The organism is Fredinandcohnia onubensis (genome assembly GCF_002734215.1).
Classification (GTDB): Bacteria; Bacillota; Bacilli; order Bacillales; family Bacillaceae_L; genus Ferdinandcohnia; species Ferdinandcohnia onubensis.
Map to the genome: position 1 here is coordinate 1 of NZ_NSEB01000005.1, position 24578 is coordinate 24578.

The 24578-nt window shown below is 40.4% G+C and carries 29 protein-coding genes; 25 read left to right on the forward strand and 4 right to left on the reverse strand.

Annotated elements, in window-relative coordinates:
* The first annotated feature begins 170 nt into the window (after positions 1 to 170).
* From CKK03_RS06580 to CKK03_RS06590, 3 genes are read left to right on the forward strand one after another with little or no spacing between them, the layout of a single operon-like run.
* Positions 171 to 368, forward strand: a complete 198-nt coding sequence (locus tag CKK03_RS06580; RefSeq protein ID WP_099361835.1) for a PLDc N-terminal domain-containing protein — start codon at positions 171 to 173, stop codon at positions 366 to 368.
* A 1-nt stretch (position 369) separates the two neighbouring features.
* Positions 370 to 1281, forward strand: coding sequence for an ABC transporter ATP-binding protein (locus CKK03_RS06585; protein WP_099361836.1), 912 nt, complete (start codon positions 370 to 372; stop codon positions 1279 to 1281).
* Complete coding sequence (locus tag CKK03_RS06590; RefSeq protein ID WP_099361837.1) at positions 1278 to 2057, forward strand: ABC transporter permease; 780 nt, start codon at positions 1278 to 1280, stop codon at positions 2055 to 2057. Before CKK03_RS06585 ends, CKK03_RS06590 begins: the two co-directional genes overlap by 4 nt.
* Positions 2058 to 2090: 33 nt before the next feature.
* On the opposite strand, the gene CKK03_RS06595 is transcribed toward CKK03_RS06590, so the two are convergent.
* Positions 2091 to 2456, reverse strand: a complete 366-nt coding sequence (locus CKK03_RS06595; RefSeq protein ID WP_099361838.1) for a cupredoxin domain-containing protein — start codon at positions 2454 to 2456, stop codon at positions 2091 to 2093.
* 326 nt (positions 2457 to 2782) lie between these two features.
* Between CKK03_RS06595 and CKK03_RS06600 the strand changes: the two genes are divergently transcribed.
* Positions 2783 to 5206 (forward strand): S8 family peptidase, encoded by a 2424-nt coding sequence (locus CKK03_RS06600; protein ID WP_099361880.1) that lies wholly within the window; start codon positions 2783 to 2785, stop codon positions 5204 to 5206.
* 108 nt (positions 5207 to 5314) lie between these two features.
* Here the strand turns inward: CKK03_RS06600 and CKK03_RS06605 are convergent, their stop codons facing one another.
* Both CKK03_RS06605 and CKK03_RS06610 read right to left on the reverse strand, forming a co-directional pair.
* Positions 5315 to 6049 (reverse strand): polysaccharide deacetylase family protein, encoded by a 735-nt coding sequence (locus CKK03_RS06605; protein WP_099361839.1) that lies wholly within the window; start codon positions 6047 to 6049, stop codon positions 5315 to 5317.
* A gap of 129 nt (positions 6050 to 6178) precedes the next feature.
* Positions 6179 to 6628 carry an Lrp/AsnC family transcriptional regulator gene (locus tag CKK03_RS06610; RefSeq protein WP_099361840.1) on the reverse strand — a complete coding sequence of 150 codons (450 nt, stop codon included), beginning with the start codon at positions 6626 to 6628 and terminating at the stop codon, positions 6179 to 6181.
* A 271-nt stretch (positions 6629 to 6899) separates the two neighbouring features.
* On the opposite strand from CKK03_RS06610, the gene CKK03_RS06615 reads away from it, so the two are divergent.
* The 18 genes from CKK03_RS06615 (at position 6900) to CKK03_RS06700 (ending at position 22429) form a co-directional block, all read left to right on the forward strand.
* Positions 6900 to 8510: a gamma-glutamyltransferase family protein gene (locus tag CKK03_RS06615; protein ID WP_099361841.1), complete on the forward strand. Its 1611-nt coding sequence runs from the start codon at positions 6900 to 6902 to the stop codon at positions 8508 to 8510.
* A 24-nt stretch (positions 8511 to 8534) separates the two neighbouring features.
* The gene (locus CKK03_RS06620) at positions 8535 to 9110 is read left to right on the forward strand and encodes a chromate transporter (RefSeq protein ID WP_099361842.1); all 576 of its coding nucleotides are present in this window, start codon (positions 8535 to 8537) and stop codon (positions 9108 to 9110) included.
* A complete protein-coding gene (locus tag CKK03_RS06625) occupies positions 9107 to 9637 on the forward strand; it encodes a chromate transporter (protein ID WP_099361843.1) in 531 nt (176 codons plus the stop codon). The genes CKK03_RS06620 and CKK03_RS06625 overlap by 4 nt, the downstream gene beginning before the upstream one ends.
* 15 nt (positions 9638 to 9652) lie before the next feature.
* Entirely contained in the window at positions 9653 to 10258 is a 606-nt protein-coding gene (gene pcp / locus CKK03_RS06630; RefSeq protein WP_099361844.1) for a pyroglutamyl-peptidase I, read from the forward strand.
* A 176-nt stretch (positions 10259 to 10434) separates the two neighbouring features.
* Entirely contained in the window at positions 10435 to 10986 is a 552-nt protein-coding gene (locus CKK03_RS06635) for a chromate transporter (RefSeq protein WP_099361845.1), read from the forward strand.
* Complete coding sequence (locus CKK03_RS06640) at positions 10983 to 11510, forward strand: chromate transporter (protein WP_099361846.1); 528 nt, start codon at positions 10983 to 10985, stop codon at positions 11508 to 11510. The genes CKK03_RS06635 and CKK03_RS06640 overlap by 4 nt, the downstream gene beginning before the upstream one ends.
* Positions 11511 to 12101: 591 nt before the next feature.
* Complete coding sequence (locus CKK03_RS06645; RefSeq protein ID WP_099354549.1) at positions 12102 to 12281, forward strand: hypothetical protein; 180 nt, start codon at positions 12102 to 12104, stop codon at positions 12279 to 12281.
* A 101-nt stretch (positions 12282 to 12382) separates the two neighbouring features.
* Positions 12383 to 12685, forward strand: a complete 303-nt coding sequence (locus CKK03_RS06650) for a DUF4212 domain-containing protein (RefSeq protein ID WP_099361847.1) — start codon at positions 12383 to 12385, stop codon at positions 12683 to 12685.
* A 212-nt stretch (positions 12686 to 12897) separates the two neighbouring features.
* Positions 12898 to 14556 (forward strand): sodium:solute symporter family protein, encoded by a 1659-nt coding sequence (locus CKK03_RS06655; protein ID WP_099361848.1) that lies wholly within the window; start codon positions 12898 to 12900, stop codon positions 14554 to 14556.
* A 77-nt stretch (positions 14557 to 14633) separates the two neighbouring features.
* Positions 14634 to 16514 (forward strand): DUF294 nucleotidyltransferase-like domain-containing protein, encoded by a 1881-nt coding sequence (locus CKK03_RS06660; RefSeq protein WP_245864045.1) that lies wholly within the window; start codon positions 14634 to 14636, stop codon positions 16512 to 16514.
* Positions 16515 to 16527: 13 nt separating this feature from the next.
* Positions 16528 to 17184 (forward strand): 3'-5' exonuclease, encoded by a 657-nt coding sequence (locus tag CKK03_RS06665; RefSeq protein WP_099361849.1) that lies wholly within the window; start codon positions 16528 to 16530, stop codon positions 17182 to 17184.
* Positions 17185 to 17483: 299 nt separating this feature from the next.
* Positions 17484 to 17759 (forward strand): sporulation transcriptional regulator SpoIIID, encoded by a 276-nt coding sequence (gene spoIIID, locus CKK03_RS06670; protein WP_010677153.1) that lies wholly within the window; start codon positions 17484 to 17486, stop codon positions 17757 to 17759.
* 148 nt (positions 17760 to 17907) lie between these two features.
* The gene (locus tag CKK03_RS06675; protein ID WP_099361850.1) at positions 17908 to 18909 is read left to right on the forward strand and encodes a rod shape-determining protein; all 1002 of its coding nucleotides are present in this window, start codon (positions 17908 to 17910) and stop codon (positions 18907 to 18909) included.
* Between the two features lie 151 nt (positions 18910 to 19060).
* Positions 19061 to 19897, forward strand: coding sequence for a flagellar hook-basal body protein (locus CKK03_RS06680; RefSeq protein WP_099361851.1), 837 nt, complete (start codon positions 19061 to 19063; stop codon positions 19895 to 19897).
* Between the two features lie 93 nt (positions 19898 to 19990).
* The gene (locus tag CKK03_RS06685) at positions 19991 to 20833 is read left to right on the forward strand and encodes a flagellar hook-basal body protein (protein ID WP_099361852.1); all 843 of its coding nucleotides are present in this window, start codon (positions 19991 to 19993) and stop codon (positions 20831 to 20833) included.
* 148 nt (positions 20834 to 20981) lie between these two features.
* Complete coding sequence (locus CKK03_RS06690) at positions 20982 to 21278, forward strand: DNA-directed RNA polymerase subunit beta (protein ID WP_099361853.1); 297 nt, start codon at positions 20982 to 20984, stop codon at positions 21276 to 21278.
* A gap of 151 nt (positions 21279 to 21429) precedes the next feature.
* Complete coding sequence (fabZ, locus tag CKK03_RS06695; RefSeq protein ID WP_099361854.1) at positions 21430 to 21864, forward strand: 3-hydroxyacyl-ACP dehydratase FabZ; 435 nt, start codon at positions 21430 to 21432, stop codon at positions 21862 to 21864.
* 160 nt (positions 21865 to 22024) lie between these two features.
* Positions 22025 to 22429, forward strand: coding sequence for a hypothetical protein (locus CKK03_RS06700; RefSeq protein WP_180271182.1), 405 nt, complete (start codon positions 22025 to 22027; stop codon positions 22427 to 22429).
* Positions 22430 to 22477: 48 nt separating this feature from the next.
* Here the strand turns inward: CKK03_RS06700 and CKK03_RS06705 are convergent, their stop codons facing one another.
* Positions 22478 to 22915 (reverse strand): YwpF-like family protein, encoded by a 438-nt coding sequence (locus CKK03_RS06705; protein WP_099361855.1) that lies wholly within the window; start codon positions 22913 to 22915, stop codon positions 22478 to 22480.
* A gap of 305 nt (positions 22916 to 23220) precedes the next feature.
* Here CKK03_RS06705 and ssb point away from each other — a divergent pair, with 305 nt between their 5' ends.
* From ssb to CKK03_RS06715, 3 genes are all read left to right on the forward strand, one after another.
* On the forward strand, positions 23221 to 23562 hold the full coding sequence (gene ssb / locus CKK03_RS06710; protein WP_099361856.1) for a single-stranded DNA-binding protein: 342 nt from the start codon (positions 23221 to 23223) through the stop codon (positions 23560 to 23562).
* 35 nt (positions 23563 to 23597) lie between these two features.
* On the forward strand, positions 23598 to 23774 hold the full coding sequence (locus tag CKK03_RS23635; RefSeq protein WP_180271183.1) for a hypothetical protein: 177 nt from the start codon (positions 23598 to 23600) through the stop codon (positions 23772 to 23774).
* A 433-nt stretch (positions 23775 to 24207) separates the two neighbouring features.
* Positions 24208 to 24573 carry a GntR family transcriptional regulator gene (locus CKK03_RS06715; protein WP_099361857.1) on the forward strand — a complete coding sequence of 122 codons (366 nt, stop codon included), beginning with the start codon at positions 24208 to 24210 and terminating at the stop codon, positions 24571 to 24573.
* Positions 24574 to 24578 lie beyond the last annotated feature (5 nt).

Sequence of the window (24578 nt, forward strand, 5' to 3'; positions counted from 1 at the left end):
AAATTGTCCATTATTCGGGTTATAGTTCACAGGTCCCGTGTCCCTGTAAAAATATGGTGGGACGAGGGACCTGTCCCCGTGTCCCAAAAAAACTTTAATTTGCACTGAACTTTTTCCGAACCTCGGTCGTATTATCTTCGGAAAACAAATTGAAGGGGACGTGATTCAGCATGACAGGACTTGAAGGAATAAATTGGGCGGTTATTGCTCCGATCATTGTGATTCAATTAATTTTATTAGTAACGGCCATAGTCGATCTTGTGAGAAGTGAAGAAACGAATGGACCAAAGATTTTGTGGGTGTTTGTCATCCTTTTGGTCAGTATACTTGGCCCGATTCTCTATTTTGTAATCGGAAGGAAGAGATAGAATGACGGAAACATTGGTCTCGATTGAAAATTTGGTGAAACGGTTTGGAAGGGAAACGGCGGTTAACAATCTTTCCTTTGATATTAAAAAAGGAAGCTGTACAGCTTTACTAGGCCCGAATGGAGCGGGGAAAACAACGACTTTACGGATGTTGGCGGGCCTTCTTCATCCTACCTCAGGTAAAATTTCCTTTGATGGCATGGAAAATGGCGACAATCGGAAATACATCGGATACCTACCGCAACACCCTGTATTTTACAATTGGATGTCGGCAAATGAATTTTTGGTCTATGTCGGGCAACTTGCCCACTTATCGAAAAAGGAATCCCAGCAAAAAGCGGATGAATTACTAGAGTTGGTAGGACTCTCAGATGCAAAGAAAAAGAGAATCGGAGGTTTTTCGGGCGGAATGAAGCAGCGCCTCGGGATTGCACAGGCGATGATTCATGAACCAAAGCTGGTCATGCTTGATGAACCAGTTTCTGCATTAGACCCTGTCGGACGCCGCGAAGTCATTGAAATGATGCGGGAATTGAAAAAGAAGACAACGATTCTATTTTCAACACATGTGTTGCATGACGCAGAAGAAGTTTGTGATGATATCGTCATTATCCGTAAAGGAGAATTGGCATTAAGTGATACGCTCTCTGGTCTACGAAAAAAGCACCAGCATGATGTGATCATTATTGAAGCAGAAACGGATATTACAACTTGGGCAAGCGGTTTAACCGCAATTGACTCGGTTCATGAAGTGACGGCAGAGCGCACAACAGCGACAATTGTTGTTTCTCAACTTGAACCTGCAAGAAATGCTATTTTACAAGATATATTGACTAAAAATATACCAGTATCAACGTTTAAAATTGGGCAATCGTCCCTCGAGGATGTATTCATGAAGGTGGTGAAGTCATGAGACAGTGGTCAGTGCTATTTAAAAAAGAATGGATTGAGATGACGCGGAATTTTAAAATCCTGTGGATTCCACTTGTCTTCATTTTACTTGGGATCATGCAGCCTGTAACCTCTTATTATTTGCCGGAAATCATCAAAGCAGCGGGTGAGTTGCCAGAGGGAGCGGTCTTTGATATCCCGGTGCCAACCCCACAAGAGGTGCTCGTGCAAACCTTCGGACAGTACAGCCAAATCGGGGTTCTCGTGTTGGTATTAGCGTTTATGGGGATTGTTGCGGCGGAAAAAAACAGTGGCGTTTCTGATATCATTCTTGTAAAACCGGTTTCGTTCGCAAATTACATTACAGCAAAATGGGTAAGCATCACGATCATGACGTTGGGTTCATTTTTACTAGGCATCTTAGCGTCATGGTATTACACGGGAGTATTAATCGGTGACCTAGAATTTGGCGAACTAATGAAAGGTTCACTCGTGTACGGGACTTGGCTTGTGTTCCTCATGACCGTTACACTACTATTAAGCTCATTATTTAAAAGTAATATCTTTGTAGCGTTTATGTCGTTGCTAGTTGCGATTGGGTTGTCAGCACTCACTTCATTATTATCTAAGTGGATGACCTGGAGTCCCGCGAGGCTCTCAACACACGCAAGTTCACTGCTTTTAACAGGAAGTCCAGACAAACAATTTGCATTATCTTTGACTGTCTCGCTTCTATTGATTCTTGTCCTGCTCGTGAGTTCCATTTATCTCTTTGCAAAAAAGGAAAGAGCAGCGTAACCAAAAACAGGCATGGCCAATTGGCCGTGCCTATTATTTTACGATTACCTGTCCGACCATTCCTTCTTTTTCGTGGTATCTACATATCAGTTCATATGTACCAGCGTTTTTCGGTTCCACAGTCACAATTTTTATTTGTTTTGGTTTCACTTCATAGTCGATTCCGAGCTTTTGTACTGTAAAGGTATGTTCTTTAACGCCATTATTTTTCAAGACCAACACAATCGGTTTTCCTTTGGGAATCGTGATGGCTTTTGGGTTAAAGTAATCATCGTTCAATTCGACCTCAATTTTTTGAATCGGCTCCAAAGGCTGAGTTTCGGCAAATACACCAAGTGAACCAACCACAAGAAGCGCCAGCGCAAGGCATAATCCTGTTAACCATTTAATCGCAGACATTTGCAATCCCTCCTTTCTTCTTCTATTTTCTTCTAATTTGTTAAATATTATCAGCAAAAGTTAGGTTTATCTGTCATTAAAAATGGCATTTTTAAAAATTCTAATCTAAAAAAATCGAATAAACTCGAAAATAGTACAGAAATAGTCTGATAGTATTATTTTCAATGACGAAACAATGAGTACGAATGCTCAAGGACAAAAAAGAAGAAAGGGTGAATTTATGTAGTATTGGGGAAGGCCTTGCAAAAAATGTTAAAAAGGAGGGAGTATGTATTTAGGGGAAAAGGCTAACTCAATATTATGATTAGGGAGATGAAGCGTTGGTCATGAGAAAAAAACGAACACTTAAACCTATATTTATCCTATTAACCTTTTTATTAGCATTTTCTTCATTTGGAATGGGAGCTTTCGCACAAACAAACGACACAAATTCCTCTGCTCCAAAACAGTTAGCAGAACTACATGGCAATATAGATCTTAAATCCTCAAAATCTACTACAGTAATCGTGGAAATGACAGAAACATCGATTGTGGAAGCAAAACATGCAGGAAAAACTCAAACAAAGGCAAATCTAGCAAAGGAACGTAAAAAAGTTAAAGACGCAGTGAAACAAGCTGCGAAGTCTAGTAAGGTGAACCGCGAGTACGATTACGTATTCTCTGGATTCTCGGTTGAATTAAAAGCAAATGAAATCCCCGCACTACTGTCTGTTCCAGGGGTAAAAGCAGTATATCCTGATGTCGAATATACGATTACAGAGGATACTGGTGAGACCATTTCACAAGAGGAATTTAGTCCACAAATGGCTGATAGTGCTCCATTTATTGGTGCTAATGATGCTTGGGAAGCGGGTTATACAGGGAAAGGAATTACAGTAGCTGTTATTGATACTGGTGCTGATTATACTCACCCTGACTTAAATCATGCATTTGGAGACTACAAAGGATGGGATTTTGTAGACAACGACAATGATCCTCAGGAAACACCAGCTAACGATCCGCGTGGAGCAAAAACGGACCATGGTACGCACGTATCTGGTACAGTAGCGGCAAACGGTGGTATTAAGGGAGTAGCACCTGAGGCTACACTTTTAGCATACCGTGTCTTAGGTCCTGGCGGTAGCGGGACATCTGAGAATGTAATCGCAGGAATCGAAAAGGCTGTTCAAGATGGCGCTGATGTGATGAACCTTTCGTTAGGTAACTCACTGAATGATCCAGATTATGCGACAAGCATTGCGCTAGACTGGGCGATGGCAGAAGGAGTCGTAGCCGTTACTTCAAACGGGAATGCTGGACCTATGAATTGGACAGTTGGATCACCGGGTACATCTCGTGACGCTATTTCTGTAGGGGCTACACAGCTTCCGTATAATGTGTATAATGCGTCCATTACAACTTCTGCGGGCGTTGAATATTCATCTGCAAAGGTACAAGGTTTCCCAAGTGATGCTGAATTACTCGCTTTGAATGGGAAAGAATTCGAGTTTGTCCATGTTGGATTTGGTTCACCAGCAGAGTTTGTTGGAAAAGATCTGCAGGGTAAAATCGCATTAATTAGCCGTGGAGCAGGAATCGCATTCGTTGATAAAGCTTCTGCAGCTAAAGCAGCGGGCGCAGCAGGTGCGATTATTTATAATAATGTAGCTGGTGAGCAACCAGATGTGCCTGGAATGGCAGTTCCAACCATTAAGGTTTCACAAGATGATGGGGCAAAATTACTTACTGAATTAGAAAACGGCAATAACAATGTAAGCTTCAATATCGAATTCTCCCACGGTGTAGGCGAATTGATGGCTGACTTCTCATCTCGTGGGCCAGTAACTCAAACATGGATGATCAAGCCCGACGTATCAGCACCAGGTGTAAACATTACGAGTACCATCCCAGGTGGCTATGGTGCGAAGCAAGGTACAAGTATGGCCTCTCCGCATGTTGCTGGTGCAGCTGCATTAGTTTTACAAGCACATCCTGACTGGTCTGTAGAAGATGTAAAAGCAGCATTAATGAATACTGCAGTGGAGTTAAAGGATGCAAATGGAAATGTATATCCGCACAATACCCAAGGGGCTGGAAGTATCCGTCCACTTGATGCAATCAATACAGAAACACTTGCTACTCCTGGTAGCCATTCATTTGGTGTGTTTTACAAGGACAAAGGGAAACAAGTAGAAAAGCAACATTTTACACTAGAAAATCTATCAAAAGAAAGAAAAACATATAATTTTGATGTTTCGTTTGCGGGTAACCCAGCGGGCATTAAGGTAATGACCAGCAACAATTTAAAAGTGAATGCTGGCCAATCACAAAAGGTTAATCTGAATGTTCAAGTGGATGCTGGTAAGCTTGAACCAGGCTATTATGAAGGTTCAATCAAGATTAGCGACGGTAAGGAAACATTTGATGTTCCGACCATCCTATTTGTAAAAGAACCTGATTATCCTCGTGCTGAAGCGGTCTTTGTTTCATTCGGTGAAAATGGTAATTTAACTCAGGTTGGTGGTTTATTCCCAGGTGGGGCAGAGTCAGTAGAATTCTTTGTGTATCGATCAAATGCGGCTGGTCAGGCACTAGAATACTTAGGTGACATTGCATTTTATGAAAATGTACCTGCTGGCTATCAGTACTTTGAATGGGATGGAACCCTTACTAATGGCGTTACATTAGCCAAAGGTCAATATTATAATGTGTACGCCTACGCAACTTACAAAGGTCAATCAGACCTAGCCGGAACAAACTTCCGTTACTAAACTTTTTAAAAAGGTGTCAGGCCCATTCGCCTCGACACCATGTAATATTGAATCAAGGCATGGCCAATTGGCTATGCCTTGTTATTTTACTATTTATAGGAATCGCCTCTATTCTCCTTCAACAATTTTTGCAAAGTCATCAAGAGTAGTTGAATACTTGATATAGATTCGTGGCAAGAGATAGACTTCATCTTTTATGCCCTTCTCAGAAAATAGTTCAGGAGTTGTCGTAAGTCCAAACAAATAGTATTTCTTCGTTTCTACTACGACCTTGTTACTAAAATTTCCGTATGGATATGCAAGAGCGATAACTGGTTTACCCGTTATTTTTTGAATTTTATCTTTGGATCCTTTCAGTTCATATTCACCATTTTTTATTTTCGTCAAATCAGGATGTGTAGCGGTATGAGACTGTATGGAGATGATTCCCGAATCAGCCATCATTTTTAAATCCGATTTTGATAATCGGTTGGAACGACCGATAAAGTCAGAAATAACAAAAATGGTACCAGTTGGTTTAAAACGCTCGTTTTTCAGTTTTTGAAAAATACGAAAAGCATTCAGATTGTTTTTGTATCCATCATCAAAGGTAATGAAAATGGGTTTGTTTACTTTATCAATGTCTTTCCATCGATCAAATGTTAATAATGTGAAGCCGTGGTCTCTTAGATAAATCATTTGTTTCTCGAAATTATATGGTGTTACATATAAATCCTTCGAACCCACCCCTGTAAATTCATCGATTGAATGATATACCAAAATAGGAACCTTACGTTGAGCAAAAACTTGTGATGGAAGAAGTAGTATAAGAAGACATAGAAAAATCATAACAACCTTTTTCATAAAACTCCTCGCTTTATATCCTTATTCCTTTATTGTTCCTTAAAAACATAGGACTATTATAATTTCTCCACTATTTCACCTCATCTACCACAAAAGCAAAAAAGGTGTCGGGAAAACTCCCCAACACCTTTATAATTTAAGACCCGTCCGACTCTTAAATCGTCTCAACAATATGTGACTTTCCACCCTCGTAATTCCGTCCAAGCTATAGAGCTCTTCGTTAATAAATTTTTCAAGCTTCGCAAAGTCCTCCACAAGAACGTGCATATGCAGGGTACTTGGCCCAGTCATTTGGTAGCAGCTTGCGACACTTGGATTGTTTGCAAGAGTTTCAGCTACACGTACAAGTGAAGAAGGCTCACAGTCGACCTCGAAAAAGGCTGATACCCCTTTTCCAACTTTTTCAGAATTAATCACAACAGAAAATTTTTCAATCACGCCTTTTTCAATCAGTTGATTGACGCGCTCACGAATCGATACCCTTGAAAGACCAAGTTCTTTTCCAATATCCACGTAGGACATTCGCCCATTTATCGTCAAAAGCTCGAGAATTCTTTTATCAGTTTCATCGAGTTTCATTGTATCACCACATTTCACGGTTTACTTGCTTACGTATATTTTACCATCGGTTCATACAACACACACCAAAAAAATAGGACTTGCTTACGTTTTGTCATCCGCCGTTAGCCCGATTTTCCCGCGTTTTTACTTATTTTATCAAAGTTATAGAATATATTCTAAATTTCAATTATAATCATAATTATAACTTAGATATTCCGTTTGTTAGTTGATTTTTGAAAAATAACTAACAATTGTCAAAAATGAGGTACATAGAGGGGGATTAGTAAAAATGAATCTTGATTATTTGAATTACCCGTATGCTTCACAACGGATGGCGACTTTTGCGAAAAATGGGATGGTCGCAACATCACAGCCATTAGCGGCGCAAGCAGGTTTGGATATCTTGAAAAAAGGTGGAAATGCGATTGATGCCGCAATTGCTACGGCAGCGACTTTAACTGTTGTAGAGCCTACTTCAAACGGAATCGGTGGGGATGCCTTTGCACTTGTTTGGGTGAAAGGTGAACTGCACGGTTTAAACGCAAGCGGACCAGCACCGAAAAGCATTTCGATTGATGCTGTAAAAGCAAAAGGTCATGAAAAAATGCCGACACATGGCTTGCTTCCAGTTACGGTACCAGGAGTTCCGTCCGCATGGGCAGAGCTATCACGCAGATTTGGTAAACTTCCGTTAACTGAAGTTTTAGCGCCAGCGATAAAATATGCGGAAGAAGGCTACCCATTATCACCTGTTCTAGCAAAATACTGGAAAGCAGCTTATAACAAATATAAAGAAACGTTTAAGGATCCAGAGTTTAATAGCTGGTTTGACACGTTTGCACCTGAAGGGCGCGCACCGGAAATTGGAGAGGTTTGGAGCTCTGAAGGCCATGCGAATACACTTCGTTCGATTGCTGAAACCAATGCAAAAAGTTTTTACGAAGGCGAGCTTGCAGATAAAATAGATGCTTTCTTCAAAGAGCATGGAGGCTTCCTTTCAAAAGAGGACCTAGCAGACTATAAACCTCAGTGGGTGCAGCCAATCTCAGTGAACTACCGAGGCTATGATGTATGGGAGATACCACCAAATGGGCAAGGAATTGTCGCATTGATGGCGCTCAACATCTTGAACGGCTTTGACATTAAGGAAAAAGAATCAGTCGAAACCTACCATAAGCAGATTGAAGCTATGAAACTAGCTTTTTCCGATGGGAAGAAATATGTGACAGACCCTGAAAAAATGTCAGTATCTGCTGTACACCTTTTATCTGAAGAATTTGCGGCACAAAGAAGAAATCTGATTGGTGATGAGGCTCTCGCTCCAGAACCAGGAACACCACCACGTGGAGGAACCGTGTATTTAGCGGCAGCTGACTCTGAAGGAAACATGATTTCCTATATTCAAAGTAACTACATGGGCTTTGGCTCTGGAATTGTTATCCCGGGCACAGGAATTTCTCTACAAAACCGTGGTCATGATTTCTCATTAGACCCTAGTCATGAAAATGCATTAGAGCCGGGTAAAAAGACGTATCACACCATTATCCCTGGATTCTTAACAAAGGACGGGGAAGCAGTTGGTCCATTCGGTGTTATGGGTGGATACATGCAGCCACAAGGCCACACGCAGGTTATAATGAATACGATTGATTTTCATCTGAACCCACAGGCAGCACTTGATTCTCCAAGATGGCAATGGATTGAGGATAAAAAAGTGTTGGTGGAACCAAACTTCCCTTCACATGTTGCCCAAGCGCTTGCTAGACGTGGGCACCAAATTCAAGTGGCACTTGATGGTGGTAGCTTTGGTCGAGGTCAAATCATCTGGAGAGATCCGAAGACAGGTGTCCTTGCAGGTGGTACGGAAGCGAGAACAGACGGTAGTATTGCATCTTGGTAATTGAAACGGAAATGAGTTGATAGTATGAAACAACTTGATTTATTTTTAGCATTTTTACGTGTGGGGCTGTTGGGGTATGGGGGCGGCCCCTCCTCAATCCCACTCGTTCATAAAGAGGTAGTCGGCAAGTACAAATGGATGGACGATGATGAATTTGCTGATGTGCTCGCCCTTGGAAATACATTGCCTGGACCTATTGCAACAAAAATGGCCGGCTATATCGGGTATCGTGTCGCAGGTGTGTTGGGAATGATTAATGCCGTATTAGCAACCATAGTTCCCACTATTTTTATGATGATTATCCTGTTAACCTTTTTAACTTCTATTAAAGATCAGCCATGGGTGCAAGGGATGACAAAGGCTGTTGTCCCAGTTGTTTGTGTGATGCTTGCAACCCTAACATGGGATTTCTTTAAAAAGTCAAAGGACTCGTTAGGTTGGAAGTTTGCGGTAGGAATCATCGTCGTAAGTTTTTTATTAATCGAGTTTGTTGGGATTCATCCTGGAATCATCATTGGAGTTCTGTTAGTCGCAGCAATCGTTAAGAAAGACAAAGCTCCAGAGGTTAAGCAATCAATAGAAAAGGGTGTTGGCATGTGATTTATTGGGAAATTTTCTTAGCCTTTTTTATACCAGGAATTGTCGGTTATGGTGGTGGGCCAGCTTCAATTCCGCTTGTTGAAAATGAAGTTGTGGGACGTTACGGCTGGTTAACGGTTTCTGAATTCAGTGAGGTACTCGCTCTTGGAAACTCACTTCCAGGACCAATTGCGACAAAAATGGCCGGCTATATTGGGTATGATGTAGCGGGAATCCCAGGTGCGCTTGTTGGCATCTTTGCAACCGTGGCACCATCACTCATTCTAATGGTAGTGCTGTTAGGCTTTTTATACAAACACAAGGATTCACCAAAGGTAAAACGCATGTCCAGCTATGTTCGTCCAGCAATTGCCGTTTTACTCGGAACAATGACAATTAGCTTTTTTGCAACTTCATATGAAGGTGCAGGCTTATTACAAACCATCATCATCATTGTGGTGAGCTTTGTATTAATGGAAAAGCTGAAGGTCCACCCAGCCTATGTGATTATTGGCGCATTAGGATACGGAGCATTTTTTCTAGCATAAAAAGAGGTGTAAAGAATGAAAAAACTATTATTAACAGGGTTTGTCCCATTTTTAGATAATCCAATCAATCCGACTGAGGAGGTTGTGAAGGCATTGGAGGGGCAAACAATCGGAGGATACGAGATTGTTGGAAGGATTCTGCCGGTTGATTTTGCAGAGTCAGCAAGACAATGTATCGAGCATGTCAATGAGGTAAAGCCTGATGTCGTGATTTCATTAGGCCTTGCAGCAGGCAGAAATAAAGTCACACCGGAGCGGATTGCGATTAATTGTCGCGATGGTGAACCAGATAATAGCGGTGTGAGATTACAGGATGCTTCAATTGATGAAGTCGGTCCAGCGGGTTATTTTTCGACATTACCAATTCGAGCGTTTGTAAATGCATCTATTGAAAAAGGCTACCCAGCCACAATTTCGAACACAGCAGGGACGTATCTTTGCAACAATGTGATGTACTCCGTTTTGCATAAAATTGAACAAGAACAACTCCCGATGCGAGCGGGATTCATCCATATTCCTGCTTCACATGAACTTGCGCTTAAGAAATCGGGCATTCCGAGTTGGTCGTTGGCGGATTTGACAGAGTCCATTCGCGCGATGATCGAAGTGCTTGGGGAGTAGACATGGGTTTATGGCTAAAAATTTTGAATTATGGCTGATAATTTAGATTTACGGCCAATAAATTAAAATTAAGGCTAATAGCCATTTGAATACAAGAAAAATAATTGAAAACACTAAGAGGAAGCCTAATTTAGGCTTCCTCTTTTTACATTGAAAGCTTCAGAAAGGAATTTAAAATGAAGCAATTACATATTTTTTACGCGTTTTTCAAAGTAGGTATACTTGGGTATGGCGGTGGTCCGTCATCGATTCCGCTTGTGCATAAGGAAGCGGTAGATCGCTACAAATGGCTAAATGATGATGATTTTGGTGACATTCTTGCGCTCGGGAATACGTTGCCTGGTCCGATCGCAACAAAAATGGCCGGCTATATCGGGTATCGCGTTGGCGGTTGGCTTGGCATGGTCAATGCGATTTTGGCAACCTCAGTTCCGACGATATTATTAATGATTGTACTACTCACTTCATTGACTTCATTTAAAAATCTTAGTTGGGTGCAGGGAATGACAAAAGCAGTGCTGGCCGTAGTTGGGGTCATGCTTGCTCAACTCACCTGGGAATTTTTCATGAATGCGAAAAAAGGTCTTGGTTGGACGAGAGCCATTTTTCTTGGAGTCGCCAGTATACTGGTTTTAGATGTGTTGGGAGTACATCCAGGAATCTTAGTTGGAGTTTTACTAGTAGTTGCCTTGTTGAAAAAGGACAAGCGGGAGGAGAAACAACAATGATCTACATGCAGCTTTTTCTTGCCTTTTTAATTCCGGGTATTCTTGGCTATGGTGGCGGGCCAGCCTCAATTCCACTTGTTGAAAATGAAGTTGTTCATCGCTATCATTGGCTTTCCGTTCATGAATTCAGTGAGGTCATTGCGATCGGAAATGCACTGCCAGGACCAATTGCAACGAAGATGGCCGGCTATATCGGTTTTCAACAGGCGGGCATATTGGGTGCAGTAGTTGCTGTTTTTGCAACAGTCGCTCCTTCGTTGCTTTTAATGATAGGTTTGCTGAGTATTTTGAAGAAGTTCAAGCATACTCCAAAGGTTAAACGGATGACGAACTATATCCGTCCGACGATCGCTGTACTCCTTGGGGCAATGGCGTATCGTTTTTTTGCGGAATCGTATGAGGACGCAGGGTTGGTACATACACTTATTTTAGTGGTGGTGAGTTTTTTGCTGCTTGAAAAATGGAGGGTCCACCCTGCGTATGTAATTGTCGGGTCACTCGTGTATGGGGCTGTGTTGTTGTAGGGTTTTTCTAAAAAGGACAATCATAAGGTGGTTTTATAGTTGGTTGTTTACACAAATACTGAAATGAGATGTTTATGTTGATACTTTTTACTTTAATTTCCAAAAGTAATGTCATATAAGGCTTTTATGCAATGATTTTATCCAGAATAACCCAGACGTATTGCCATAAAAGTAGTTTATGCCATAACCTTTTCCATAAAACTCCAAAAGTCGTTCTAAAAGTTACTCCTTTTCAATAATCATACCGTCAGTAGCGCAAAAAAATAAGACTGAGGGTATGATAAGGGCTTAATCATACCCTCAAAGTCTAATAATCTTGCAAGTGAGGGTACGATTAGCTAGTTTTCATACCCTCACCATACCGAATCCCTCAAAGTGATGCCATAATAATCCCCTCTTGAAATATAAATCCCCTAAAACCCCCTCCCAAATTTCGCCAAAATCTTTCCTTGACGAGCCTTGGAAAAAAATTCATAATGAAAATGTAGTAATTTTCGTAATATTACAAAATGTATGTCGTACATATAGTAAATGTACTTGTTCTAATATTCATTAATTGACAACGCTTACATTATAAGGAGTGAACCTGTCATGATCTTATACTTAATGCTGTTTATTGTTATTTTCAGCCTTTTTATGGCGTTTAAGCGTAAGCGCCCCTTGTTTTTACTTCTGCCATTTGTGTCTATTTTTGGGTACTTTATCTTTGAAATTATCCGTTTTCCGGCACCGCTTGGGGAGACGATTCGTTTTATTTTTAATCTTGGATAAAAGTATTGGTTTATATTAATCAAGCTTGAAGGGGGTGATGCCAAACTGAAGGGTGCAACCGAAAGTCCAGTCCAATTATATTTTTATGGAGGTGCTAGTAGTTGAAAAAAGTTGATAAGAAGATTGCAGAAGGATACTTTAGGGAGCGAACAAGAAATATTATTATCTATTTAATCATTGGATTTCTTGTCTCATTTGGTGTTGTCCTGTTTGCAAGGCCGCTATCCACGTTTTCGGTAAACGGGCTGCCATTCCATTATTTCATGGGGGCTCAGGGTGCAGTTTTAACGTTTATCATTATCTTATTTGTGAATGCGAAAGTAAGCGACAAAATTGACCAAAAGTACGGCATTGATGAAGAGAAGAACGAGCAAATTAGTTCTGGAAAAGTGCTTGATCATTAAAACCATTCAACCTAACAAACATTCTCTCAAACTTAGAACCTACGGATATAACAATAACCCCTACATCTAAAGACGTTTCTTAAGTTTCAAACGAAGTAAGAATCACCCCACACAACATGTCACAAACCTATAAAACTATACAAATTGATAAAAAACAGGCAGTTTTCGATTTAAATGTAGTGCCTATATTTGAACCTAAAGGGGGAGGAAATTTGGATACGCAATTTCTGGTCTCATTAATTATTATTTTAGCGTCATTTGCTCTTTATATTGGGATTGCCATCTTCAACCGAGCAAGGGCAACCTCGGACTTTTATGTAGCAGGGCGTGGAGTACCGCCAGTCTACAATGGAATGGCGATTGGGGCAGACTGGATGAGTGCTGCTTCATTCATTGGAATGGCCGGAACGATCATGGCCCTTGGTTATGGCGGTCTTGCCTATATTATGGGGTGGACAGGTGGATATTTACTATTAACTTTCCTCCTAGCGCCACAGCTTCGAAAATATGGCCGATACACTGTACCTGAATTTATCGGGGATCGTTTTGACAGCCATACGGCTCGTATTGTAGCTGCAATCTGTACAATCATTATTTCCTTTACATACTCGATTGGCCAGTTATCTGGATCAGGAGTTGTAATTGGGCGTCTTTTTGAAATTGATGCTAAGGTTGGAACAATGATTGGGGTTGTGTTAATTGCCTTTTACGCAGCAATGGGTGGAATGAAGGGGATTACATGGACACAGGTAGCGCAATACATCGTGTTAATTGTCGCATACTTGATTCCGGTTATTTTTATCTCCTTACAATTAACAAGCAATCCGCTGCCGTGGTTATCTTACGGAAAAATTGTTGAGGAAATTGGCGAGTTAGATCGTCAACTTGGCTTTACCGAATACTTTGCACCGTTTGCAACAGGTTCACAATGGCAGTTCCTTGCATTAATGTTTACGTTAATGTGTGGTACGGCTGGACTTCCACACGTTATCGTTCGTTTCTATACGGTTTCTACGATGAAAGCTGCTCGTTGGTCAGGAGCTTGGGCGCTTTTATTCATCGGATTATTATATTTATCAGCTCCTGCATATGCAGCATTTTCACGTTTCATTCTAATGACACAGGTTGCTGGTCAAAAAATGTCGGAGCTTCCTCATTGGACGCAAAGTTGGATTGATACAGGTTTATTAAAACTTGCGGACGCGAATGGTGACGGAATCTTGCAGTGGCAAGAAATGACGATTGCGAATGATATCGTCGTTATGGCGACACCTGAAATTGCAAACCTTGGAGTGTTTGTTATCGGATTAATGGCTGCAGGTGCAATGGCGGCAGCATTATCAACGGCGGGTGGATTGATGATCTCCCTTTCCTCGTCATTTGCTCACGATATTTACTATCGTGTCTTAAAGCCGGATGCATCAGAGAAAAATCGCTTAAGTGTTGCACGTTGGTCTATTGCGATTGCAACTTTAATCGCAGGATTGGTTGCGTTAAATCCTCCAGGAGCCATTACGCAAATCGTGGCATGGGCCTTTGCAATTGCATCTAGTACTTTCTTCCCGGCGCTCGTTCTTGGAGTATGGTGGAAGCGTTCGAACGCAAAAGGTGTTATCTCTGGAATGATCATCGGATTAGTAGTCGTGTTAACATATATTTTTGCGGCGAAATACGGTGGCTTCACAATTCTTGGCATTATCGATACAGGAGCAGGGATCTTTGGGGCAGCAGCTGGTTTCTTAGGAAACATTATTGTTTCACTCATGACCGAGGCGCCATCGCAAGCTAAGCAGGACGAAGTTGTCGATATGCGTTACCCTGAACAAATGGTATACAAAGATGGTGATGTTTGGCTTAAAGATGAGGCTTAAGATAGCCTAGCCTTATAAAAATCAACTGACGGTTCTGCGGGAAATCCCGTAGGGCCGTTTTAAAAGAGGGAAAAAACATGGAACAGCTATATAAAATGGTAAAAGATCATCCGCTTTTTCATGGGTTGTCACGAGAAGAATCGATACAATTATTATCCTTATGCCAGCAAAAAAATTATATGGAATCAGATTTATTGTTTCATGCCAATGAGCAGCGGGAGGGATTACTTCTGCTGCTTTCTGGCGTTGCGGAAGTGTTTGTTGGACCACCTGATAATCGGGAGGTTCTCGAAATTTTAAAACCAGGCGAATTGATTGGGCTTTCCAGTATTGCGGATTTAATTGGCGAGCAAAAACCCCACCTAGAGTATCGGGTGGGTGTGATGGCAACCGAAGCGGGACAATGCTTATTAATCCCGATTCATGTCGTTGAAAAACGCCTACATGATCAACATTTCCATCATTACCTTTTTACTCAGCTTGCTATTCGTCTAAGAGAAATCTATAGCTCTTTAGCAGAGCAGATAACGCTTAGGAAAATGGCGAAGGAAAATGGTACCTTCATCAGAAGAGTGCAGGATATCATGACAAAAAAACTCGTCTCGGTGGACTCTAGTACAGCCATGAGCGTTGCAGCAAGACTAATGACTGAGCATTGCACAAGCTCTGTCCTTGTCATTGAAAAGAATAAGTTGCTAGGAATTATCACAGAGCGTGACCTCGTTTCAAGAGTTATTTCTGAAAAGAAAAATGGAAACACACTTGCATCTGAGGTGATGACGAAAAACCCCATTACCATTTCAAAATATGCCTATTATTATGAAGCACTTTCCGCTTTTTTCATAAACGGAGTTAAACATTTACCAGTTGTGGAGAATGGAAAAATCCTAGGAATTATCACACTTTCAAATGTATTAAGGCACAATAAGGACAGCATGATGAGAACGATTAAGACAATTGAAGCTGCAACCCATGAAACGTTACCTTCTGTAAAAATGGCCATTTATGACGTTATTGATACTCTATTACAGGACGACGTACCCATTTTTAAAGTACTCGATAGCGTGACAAGACTATATGACCGGCTTGTGAAGAGATGTATAGAGATGGCCATTGAAGCACTCTCAAAACGAGAAGGGCTCCTTCCACCTACTGCCTTTTGCTTTTATCAAATGGGGAGCGCGGGCCGTGAAGAGCAATTTTTGTTAACCGATCAAGACCATTTTCTAGTCTATGATAAAAATAGCCCAGAGATAGAGAATTATTTTTCAAGATTAGGAGCAGAAATCGTTCATTTATTAGAGAAAGCGGGGTATGAACGCTGTTTAGGAGAGATGATGGCGAGCAATCCAAGCTGGCGAGGATCATTGGAAACGTGGATGAGCAGGGTTCAAACATGGAGGACAACGGCAACTAATCAGAATATGCTTCTCGCTCAGAACTTCTTTTCGTATCGCTATTTATATGGAGATGAGAAACTTCATAAGGAATTTGAAGCAAGACTTCTTCAACAAATGAAAAATGCCAAAATATTTTTGTATCGCCTACACGAACAAGATCATCACATTCCCTCATTAGACTATCCAATTCGTGCTCTTTTTAAATTGGAGCGAAAGCAGTTGGATATTAAAAAAGAAATTTTATTTCCATACCACCATTGCTTGCAAATTCTTTCGGTTGAATATGGAATCATCTCGGGTACGCCATTTGAGAGAATCGATAGATTAGTAGAGAAGAAGGCATTTAGTGCTAGTTTTGGAAAGGATGTAAAAGCGGCTGCTTCAGATGTGATGCGGAATTTTGTAAGACAAAGGTGGCGTCAATATAAAAACAAGGAGAAACTCACATCGGTTCTTCATTTTTCCCACTTAACAACGAAGGAAAAAGAAGAACTCATTTTAAGTGTGAAAATATTAAAAGAGATTCAAACTCTAGTAAATGCCCACTTCCAAATATGAAAGGAGGGAGTCTGTGTTTTTTGGTAGAAAACCACTTTTTCAGCAACTTCATAAGGAAATACCGTTATCAACTCCAATTGAGGAGATTTCGTTTACAGTTTTGGATACAGAAACGACAGGGTTTCGGGTTTTGTCTGTCGATCGTTTAATCGAAATTGCGGCTGTCCAGGTAAATGGATTGAGGGTTTGTGAAGAGGAACAATTTCATACGTTTATAAACCCAAAACGACAAATTTCTCAGGAAATAATCGAATTGACAGGAATCACAAATAAAAAGGTCGAAAACGCTCCCACGTCTATTGAAGGAATCAAAAGTCTTTTTCATTTTATAAAAGAACACAACAGCAATTGTTTGGTTGGACATTATGTATCGTTTGACATTGTTGCGCTAAAAAGTGAATTGAAACGGGAAAAATTTAGTTTAGGGCGAATGCCGACGATTGATACGTTAGATTTGATCGGTTATATTTCCCCGTCTTATGATATGCGGGATCTACACAGATACGCCCAGAATTTTGGAACGAGAATGTATGATCGTCATTCGGCAACAGGTGATGCCTTAACGACAGCCTATCTTTTTGTCGAACTCCTTCATCATTTTAAAAGCCGAGGAAAACGAACTTGGGGTGATCTGCTTCAGGCAACAGAAAATAATCAGAATCATTTTTAAGATAACAGGTTGTCCAATGGCTAAAAATAGCCTGTCTCAATCGGTAGAACAAGCCATTTTTAAAAATATTTTGATAAAACCCTTGTCCCTCTTGACTTTTATAGCATAATCCCTCAACCAAGCTAATAAAATGGTTACAAACCTAACAAAGAGAGTGTTTGAGGTGAGGGGGCGTAGACCGTCTTCAAAGTTCCAGCAAAACATATGCCGAATATTGTTCAAATACTACATCTTCTTCGTTGAAGCATGAACGCGTCTCATTTCACACTTCTCACATCCATATAGGGAGGGCGAGTAGTGTGCACGATTACATCAAAGAACGAACTATCAAGATTGGAAAGTATATCGTGGAGACAAGAAAAACAGTTCGCGTCATTGCGAAGGAATTTGGCGTTTCCAAAAGTACTGTCCATAAAGATTTAACTGAAAGGCTACCTGAAATCAATCCCGAATTGGCAAATGAAGTAAAAGAAATCCTTGATTATCATAAATCAATACGACATTTACGGGGTGGAGAAGCGACAAAGCTAAAGTACAAAAAAGAGGAAGAGCTACAAGAAGAACCAGTGAAATAACATGCCTGTGACTTTCTTTCTTGCATTTACGACATTTTACTACAAAAAAATTACAAAACATCTATTTTATATGGTAAATTGTGATACAATATATTATTAGGAAAATAGATGCATTTTTGTTTAAAATGCAAGGAGGAAAGTTACTCAAATGTTAGCTAGGGATATCGGTATTGATCTAGGAACTGCAAACGTGCTCATACACGTAAAAGGCAAAGGAATTGTATTAAACGAGCCATCTGTAGTGGCATTAGATAAAAACACTGGAAAAGTTTTAGCCGTTGGTGAAGAAGCAAGACGCATGGTGGGTCGTACACCAGGTAATATTATTGCGATCCGACCTTTAAAAGACGGAGTTATTGCAGATTTTGATGTAACAGAAGCTATGTTAAAGCATTTTATTAATAAGTTGAATGTAAAAGGATTTCTTTCAAAACCAAGAATCCTTATTTGTTGTCCAACGAATATTACTTCTGTTGAGCAAAAGGCAATTAAGGAAGCAGCTGAAAAAAGCGGTGGGAAGAAAATCTATCTTGAGGAAGAACCAAAAGTGGCTGCGATTGGAGCAGGCATGGACATTTTCCAACCAAGCGGAAATATGGTAGTTGATATTGGCGGTGGTACTACAGATGTGGCTGTACTATCAATGGGCGATATCGTCACCGCCTCATCGATTAAAATGGCTGGGGACACTTTTGATGCGGAAATTCTAAGCTATATTAAGCGTCAGTACAAGCTATTAATCGGTGAAAGAACAGCTGAGAATATTAAAATACAAGTAGCTACAGTATTCCAGGAATCACGTAATGAAGAAATTGACATTCGTGGCCGTGACATGGTTACCGGTTTACCGCGCACACTTACAATTAAATCTGGTGAGATTGAAAAAGCCCTACGTGAGCCGGTTTCTGCAATTGTACAAGCTGCGAAAAGTGTACTTGAACGTACACCACCTGAGCTTTCTGCAGACATCATTGACCGCGGTGTGATTTTAACGGGCGGTGGAGCATTGCTTCACGGTATCGATCAGCTTTTAGCTGAGGAATTGCGTGTACCTGTGTTAATCGCTGAAAACCCAATGGAATGTGTCGCAATCGGTACAGGCGTCATGCTTGAAAACTTGGACAAGCTTCCACGAAGAAAATTAGTCTAAAATACGTAATTGAGGACCTTTCCGACTCGGCAGGTCCTTTCTAACATTTCAACATTTTTATTACGTGGCTAAAATTTACAGATGAAGAAATAGGAATTTCCTACTATAATAAAAGTAGTATTACGTTCGGATAGAAAAATGAGGTGAGTCTATGTTACGTGGATTTTATTCTGCAGCATCTGGAATGCTTGCTGGACAGCGTCGTACGGAAATGTTAACAAACAATATTGCTAATGCGAATACACCTGGCTACAAAGTGGACCAAGGTTCATTACGTGCTTTCCCTGAAATGTTAATGCAACGTCTTGAGGGTGTACAAAGTCCTGCTAAAAATGGTGGGACTCTTCGGACAGCAAGTACGATTGGTGGACTGAATACAGGCGTGTATATGCAAGAAATGATTCCACTGTTCAAGCAAGGAGATATCCGCGAAACAGGACTCTCCACAGATGTGGCATTAATGGACGGAAATTTACCGATCAACCCTGAGACTAACAAACCGGGCTCTTTGTTTTTTGCAGTTCAAAATGCAAACGGTGATGTGAGATACACGAGAAATGGAAACTTCACGGTTGACCCAACCGGTTCTTTAACGACAAATGAAGGCTTTTACGTATTAGATGAGAATGGAAATCGAATTCAGGTCGATAGTAATCAATTTGAGGTTACTTCGGATGGCCGTGTTCTTGTAAATGGGCTAGCCCAAACGCGTCTTGGCATAGCTTACTCAGAAAACCCACAAAACCTGATTAAAGAGGGAAGTGGCTTATACCGTACGAATGATGGTTTGGCGTTACCTAATGCAACGGTAAATCCTGAAGTGTCATACACGCTAAAGCAAGGATTTCTTGAAGGCTCAAATGTGGATGTAACACAGGCAATGACGGAAATGATGACAGCATACCGTACATTTGAAGCCAACCAGAAAGTTCTTCAGGCGTATGATAAGAGTATGGACAAAGCGGTTAACGAGATTGGAAGATTATAAGAAAAGCGCTATGCGTGCCGGATTATTGGCTTATTAACTAGAGCCGATGGCACCTGGAGCTAGACATATAAAAAATGGTAGGGAGGTCTTCAGATGCGCTCGATGATTACAGCAACTAATACGATGAGTCAGCTACAAAAACAGCTTGATACCATTGGGCATAATTTAGCCAATACTGACACGACCGGTTATAAAAAACGCCAGGTAAACTTTAGTGAGCTGTTAACCCAACAGTTTAATAACCAACCAGTTGCTGCGCAGGAAGAAGGCCGCTTGACCCCAAATGGTGTTCGCGTAGGTGTTGGTGCAAAACTCGGTTCTACAAATATGATGATGACCCAAGGTGCGATAAAAACAACGGACCGTGCACTTGATATTGCCTTTACTAAGGAAAATCAATTTCTACAAATAGTAGTGGATGAAAATGGGGTTCAAGTTCCTCGATTCACAAGGGATGGAGCGCTTTATTTATCACCAACTAATGACGGAACAAATCGTGTTGCTCTTGTAACAAGCGGTGGTAATCCTGTACTCGATCAAGACGGAGAACCAATTGCGTTTATTGATCGTTTTAAGGAAATTCAGATCTCAGCAAACGGGGAGATAACGGTTGTCCCTGAAATAGGTGCACCGCAACGATTTAATCTGTCCGTTGTAGAAATGCAAAAACCACAGCTTCTTCAAGCAGTAGGTCAAAATCAATTTGCGTTACCAAATTTAGCTGAGCTTGGAATCGCAGCGGATGACGTATTCGTTTCTCTTCAAGGAGCATTACGTGAACAAGTAAGTCTGCAACAAGGAGCACTTGAACAGTCGAACGTTAATTTAACAACCGAAATGTCAGATCTACTACTGACGCAACGTTCCTACCAATTCAATGCAAAATCAATCTCCATCTCAGACCAAATGATGGGGCTTGTGAACGGTTTACGATAACTTTATTCAGCGTGAACCAATCGGGCGCAAATACGCCTTGACATATTTGATTAGGTACGATTGATAAAAATAGAAACCTACGGAATACTATAATTTAAGGCAGACAATCGCAAATCTTGGAACACCCTATAGATAAGGAGTAATCTCAGTGACTAGTGAACTAAACAATACACAAGTAAAATCACGCGAGGATTTTCGAAAAACGCGTGACGAACAAAAGAATACGGAAAAAGAACCTAAGAAAAAGCGCGAACCAAAAATTCGAATCCGCTTAATTCCGATTTGGGTACGACTTTTGCTTGTCGTTGTTCTTTTTGCAGCCAGCATTTTAATCGGTGTGGTTGTGGGTTACGGAGTCATTGGGGATGGTAAGCCAAGTGATGCCTTGAAAAAAGAAACATGGCAGCATATTGTTGACATTGTAAATAAGGATGCAGAAAAATAAATCGGAGGCCCTATGCCTTCTTTTTTTATGGGTAGAAATTTTCGGTTTTCCCGACGAAGTTTCCATTTTCCACAACACTTGTATTATAATAGGCATAAGATACTGACTTTATTCAGTAAGTCCTTATTTACATAGAGGAGGAAATTGTAAGATGTACGATATCAATGAAATCAAGGAAATCATTCCGCATCGTTACCCATTTTTACTAGTCGACCGCATCCTTGAAATGGAAGACGGCAAACGAGCGTTAGGCATTAAAAATGTAACGGCAAATGAGGAATTTTTTAACGGGCATTTTCCAGGATACCCAGTCATGCCAGGTGTGTTAATTGTAGAAGCATTAGCACAGGTTGGGGCAGTAGCCATGCTAAAAAAAGAAGAAAACAAAGGCAGACTTGCTTTCTTTGCTGGAATTGATAACTGCCGCTTTAAAAGACAAGTAGTACCTGGAGACCAACTTCGTCTAGAAGTCGAGATCACACGTCTTAGAGGCTCTATCGGCAAAGGAAAAGGGATTGCAACTGTTAACGGCGAGCTTGTTTGCGAAACGGAAATTATGTTTGCACTAGGTGAAAAAACAGAATAAAGATTAACGTAGAAACCGGATGAGAGGGATCATCTGGTTTTTTTATTTGGCCAAAAAAAAAATGTAATTTCTTTGATACATTTGTAAACTTCGGGGAAAGCTAAGCCAAGACCAAGTGGTCACAAAAATACTTAAAAGAAAACAGAAAGGAGAATTTGCAATGAACAAAAAATGGTTCTTAAAGCTAATGGGATCACTACTTGCTGTGTTATTAGTAACCGGCTGTAATGCCGATGATCAAGATCCGCCTCCAGAGGATGATGGACTAGAAACACCTGGTGAGGATTTCAACAATAACCTGGATAATGATGTGACTCCGGAGGAAGATGTCGTTCCTGGTGATAATGACATGAACAACAACGATAATGACTTGAATAACAACGACAATGACATGAACAACAATGGTACAAACGGTGACGGTAACGGAATCGGAGATAACAATAACGATGGTGACCTAGACATAGGTAAAGATGACGACGATAATCTAGGTGACAATGAAATGGCTCCTGGCGGTGGTACTGGCGGAGACAATGGTGGTACAAACGGTACAGGTGGAGGCAAATAAGTCTCTATAAAAGTGAGAAAAGGCGGGATCATGTCCTGCCTTTTTTATTTAACTTTGTATGGTCTTTTTCTTTTCTTGTATTCTGTTTTTAAATTCTGTTAGCAGGCCCTCGCCTTCTAGGCCTTGCTTAATAAGGTCGGTTAGTACAAGCTCAGCCATGTTGAGTCGATTTGGAACTAAGTTTCCGTCTAAAAGGACACTCACACTATTCTCCATTTCCTTAATGATCTTTACTTCACCCAATAAGGGGGCAGGATCATTTGATTTTTTTGAAATGGTTACTTGGAGATTAAGCTTTTCTTGGGCTTGTTTTGCTTTTTCGAAAATAGCCTTATACGGTTTTTCAATAAAAGCCTCCACAATCCAACGGTTTTCTCCATCCTCCCGATTAATGATTAATCCATCAATCAACGGAATATCCTCGACCCGATCCGGTTGTTCGTCCTGATGAAGAACTTTAAGTGACACCAACTTAAACGTTTTCATTTACCTGACCCCCTTATAAATCGTTCGTACTAACAAAGATAGTTAAATTATAGCATATTTACTTGGTTATTATATGTAGAAGAAGGGGAAATGAATCTGAAAGTTGTGTCCCTTTTTAAAAAAATTTGTAGAATCTTAGATAATTGTTGGGTTTAATTCTATTTACAATTAAAAACTTAAAAGAGGTGTAGAGAAATCTAATTTTTTATAAAGTCATCATGGGAATAATTTATTTTTCCTAATTTTACCTCTGTCGAATCATGAAGTATGATAGCCCTGTTAGATTTAACTAAGGGGGAAAGCATATGATTAATCAAGTTATTTTAGTTGGAAGATTGACCCGCGATCCTGATTTGCGTTACACCCAGGACGGGAAAGCTGTAGCGCATGTGACACTAGCGGTAAGCCGTAATTTTAAAAATGCGGGTGGTGAAATTAACACCGATTTTGTTAACTGTACACTTTGGCAGAAAACTGCGGAAAATACGGCAAACTATTGTAAAAAGGGTTCCATTCTAGGTGTTACAGGACGAATTCAAACCCGGAACTATCAAAACAATGAGGGCAAAAGGGTGTATGTGACTGAAGTGTTAGCAGACTCTGTCAAATTTCTTGGCGGAAAGCCTAGGGAGCTTGTAGAAAATTAACGATCCTTGATGCCTGAGTAGCAGGAGGTGTATGTATGAACAATGATGAGATTAAGACAATTAACGATAAGCTGAATAAGCTTGCTATGGGTATTGCGTTACATCTAGAAATATTACAAGGCCAAATTGGAGAACGTATGGATCAGATTGATCAAAACTATAATGAAAGACTTTTACAACTCAATCGTCTTTTAGAAAGGAAGGTGTTGTAATTTGAGAACTGTAAAAAAGAGAAATAGAATATGAAAAGTTTCCATATCCCCACTATCCATGTACCTCGCAATAAGCAGCCTCAGTCGTCATTTCAAAAAGGTTCCTCTAGAGATAGATGATGCTCCAGTGATTCTTCAATTCTTCGCCAATCATGGTCACAACATGGTTGGCCTTTTTCTTACTTTCATAATAGAACATTTGTTCCTGTTGGTCAATGGGTTTGTTTACATTTTTTTCTTTTTTAATGTTGACAGTGAAAGTGTATTAACCATATAATACATTCATAAGGTGTACTAACTGATTGATACACCATGGAATTTTTTTATCACAGCTGTATGGTGTGTTTAATACAGTCGTCAAAATAAGCTTTTTTTTGAGTTTGGTGTATTAACCCTTTGATACAGGGGATAAATTTTTTTAGGAGTTGGGTCTATGGATGTGAAGTTTAATAATCGGGATCCTGTATATGTTCAAGTCATTCAGTTCTTTAAGGAACAAATTGCGAAAGGCTTCTTTGAACCAGGTCAGGAGATTCCGTCAAGGAGAGAGTTAGCGAATCAATTGAAGATAAATCCAAATACGGCTCAGCGTGCGTATAAAGAAATGGAGGAACAAGGGTTGATTTTTACAGAGGGAAATTTACCTAGTCGCATTACAAAGGATGAACAAGTGTTGAAGATGGTTCGTGAGGAATTGGTATTGGACGCAGTTACCACATTTATTCATTCAGTTCGGTCAATTAATATGCCATTAGAAGAGGCATTGAAAATAGTCGAACAAGAGTACGAAAAGGAATAGGGGGG

Excerpts from the sequence above, each read along its gene's own strand:
- CKK03_RS06620 (WP_099361842.1), top strand. The coding sequence starts at position 8,535 with ATGAAACAACTTGATTTATTTTTAGCATTTTTACGTGTGGGGCTGTTG.
- CKK03_RS06610 (WP_099361840.1), bottom strand. The coding sequence starts at position 6,628 with ATGAAACTCGATGAAACTGATAAAAGAATTCTCGAGCTTTTGACGATA.
- CKK03_RS06640 (WP_099361846.1), top strand. The coding sequence starts at position 10,983 with ATGATCTACATGCAGCTTTTTCTTGCCTTTTTAATTCCGGGTATTCTT.
- ssb (WP_099361856.1), top strand. The coding sequence starts at position 23,221 with ATGATTAATCAAGTTATTTTAGTTGGAAGATTGACCCGCGATCCTGAT.
- CKK03_RS06660 (WP_245864045.1), top strand. The coding sequence starts at position 14,634 with ATGGAACAGCTATATAAAATGGTAAAAGATCATCCGCTTTTTCATGGG.
- CKK03_RS06595 (WP_099361838.1), bottom strand. The coding sequence starts at position 2,456 with ATGTCTGCGATTAAATGGTTAACAGGATTATGCCTTGCGCTGGCGCTT.
- CKK03_RS06580 (WP_099361835.1), top strand. The coding sequence starts at position 171 with ATGACAGGACTTGAAGGAATAAATTGGGCGGTTATTGCTCCGATCATT.
- pcp (WP_099361844.1), top strand. The coding sequence starts at position 9,653 with ATGAAAAAACTATTATTAACAGGGTTTGTCCCATTTTTAGATAATCCA.
- CKK03_RS06585 (WP_099361836.1), top strand. The coding sequence starts at position 370 with ATGACGGAAACATTGGTCTCGATTGAAAATTTGGTGAAACGGTTTGGA.
- CKK03_RS06675 (WP_099361850.1), top strand. The coding sequence starts at position 17,908 with ATGTTAGCTAGGGATATCGGTATTGATCTAGGAACTGCAAACGTGCTC.
- CKK03_RS06645 (WP_099354549.1), top strand. The coding sequence starts at position 12,102 with ATGATCTTATACTTAATGCTGTTTATTGTTATTTTCAGCCTTTTTATG.
- CKK03_RS06715 (WP_099361857.1), top strand. The coding sequence starts at position 24,208 with ATGGATGTGAAGTTTAATAATCGGGATCCTGTATATGTTCAAGTCATT.
- CKK03_RS06700 (WP_180271182.1), top strand. The coding sequence starts at position 22,025 with ATGAACAAAAAATGGTTCTTAAAGCTAATGGGATCACTACTTGCTGTG.
- CKK03_RS06600 (WP_099361880.1), top strand. The coding sequence starts at position 2,783 with ATGAGAAAAAAACGAACACTTAAACCTATATTTATCCTATTAACCTTT.
- CKK03_RS06605 (WP_099361839.1), bottom strand. The coding sequence starts at position 6,049 with ATGAAAAAGGTTGTTATGATTTTTCTATGTCTTCTTATACTACTTCTT.
- CKK03_RS06705 (WP_099361855.1), bottom strand. The coding sequence starts at position 22,915 with ATGAAAACGTTTAAGTTGGTGTCACTTAAAGTTCTTCATCAGGACGAA.
- CKK03_RS06680 (WP_099361851.1), top strand. The coding sequence starts at position 19,061 with ATGTTACGTGGATTTTATTCTGCAGCATCTGGAATGCTTGCTGGACAG.
- fabZ (WP_099361854.1), top strand. The coding sequence starts at position 21,430 with ATGTACGATATCAATGAAATCAAGGAAATCATTCCGCATCGTTACCCA.
- CKK03_RS06590 (WP_099361837.1), top strand. The coding sequence starts at position 1,278 with ATGAGACAGTGGTCAGTGCTATTTAAAAAAGAATGGATTGAGATGACG.
- CKK03_RS06685 (WP_099361852.1), top strand. The coding sequence starts at position 19,991 with ATGCGCTCGATGATTACAGCAACTAATACGATGAGTCAGCTACAAAAA.
- CKK03_RS06635 (WP_099361845.1), top strand. The coding sequence starts at position 10,435 with ATGAAGCAATTACATATTTTTTACGCGTTTTTCAAAGTAGGTATACTT.
- CKK03_RS23635 (WP_180271183.1), top strand. The coding sequence starts at position 23,598 with ATGAACAATGATGAGATTAAGACAATTAACGATAAGCTGAATAAGCTT.
- CKK03_RS06615 (WP_099361841.1), top strand. The coding sequence starts at position 6,900 with ATGAATCTTGATTATTTGAATTACCCGTATGCTTCACAACGGATGGCG.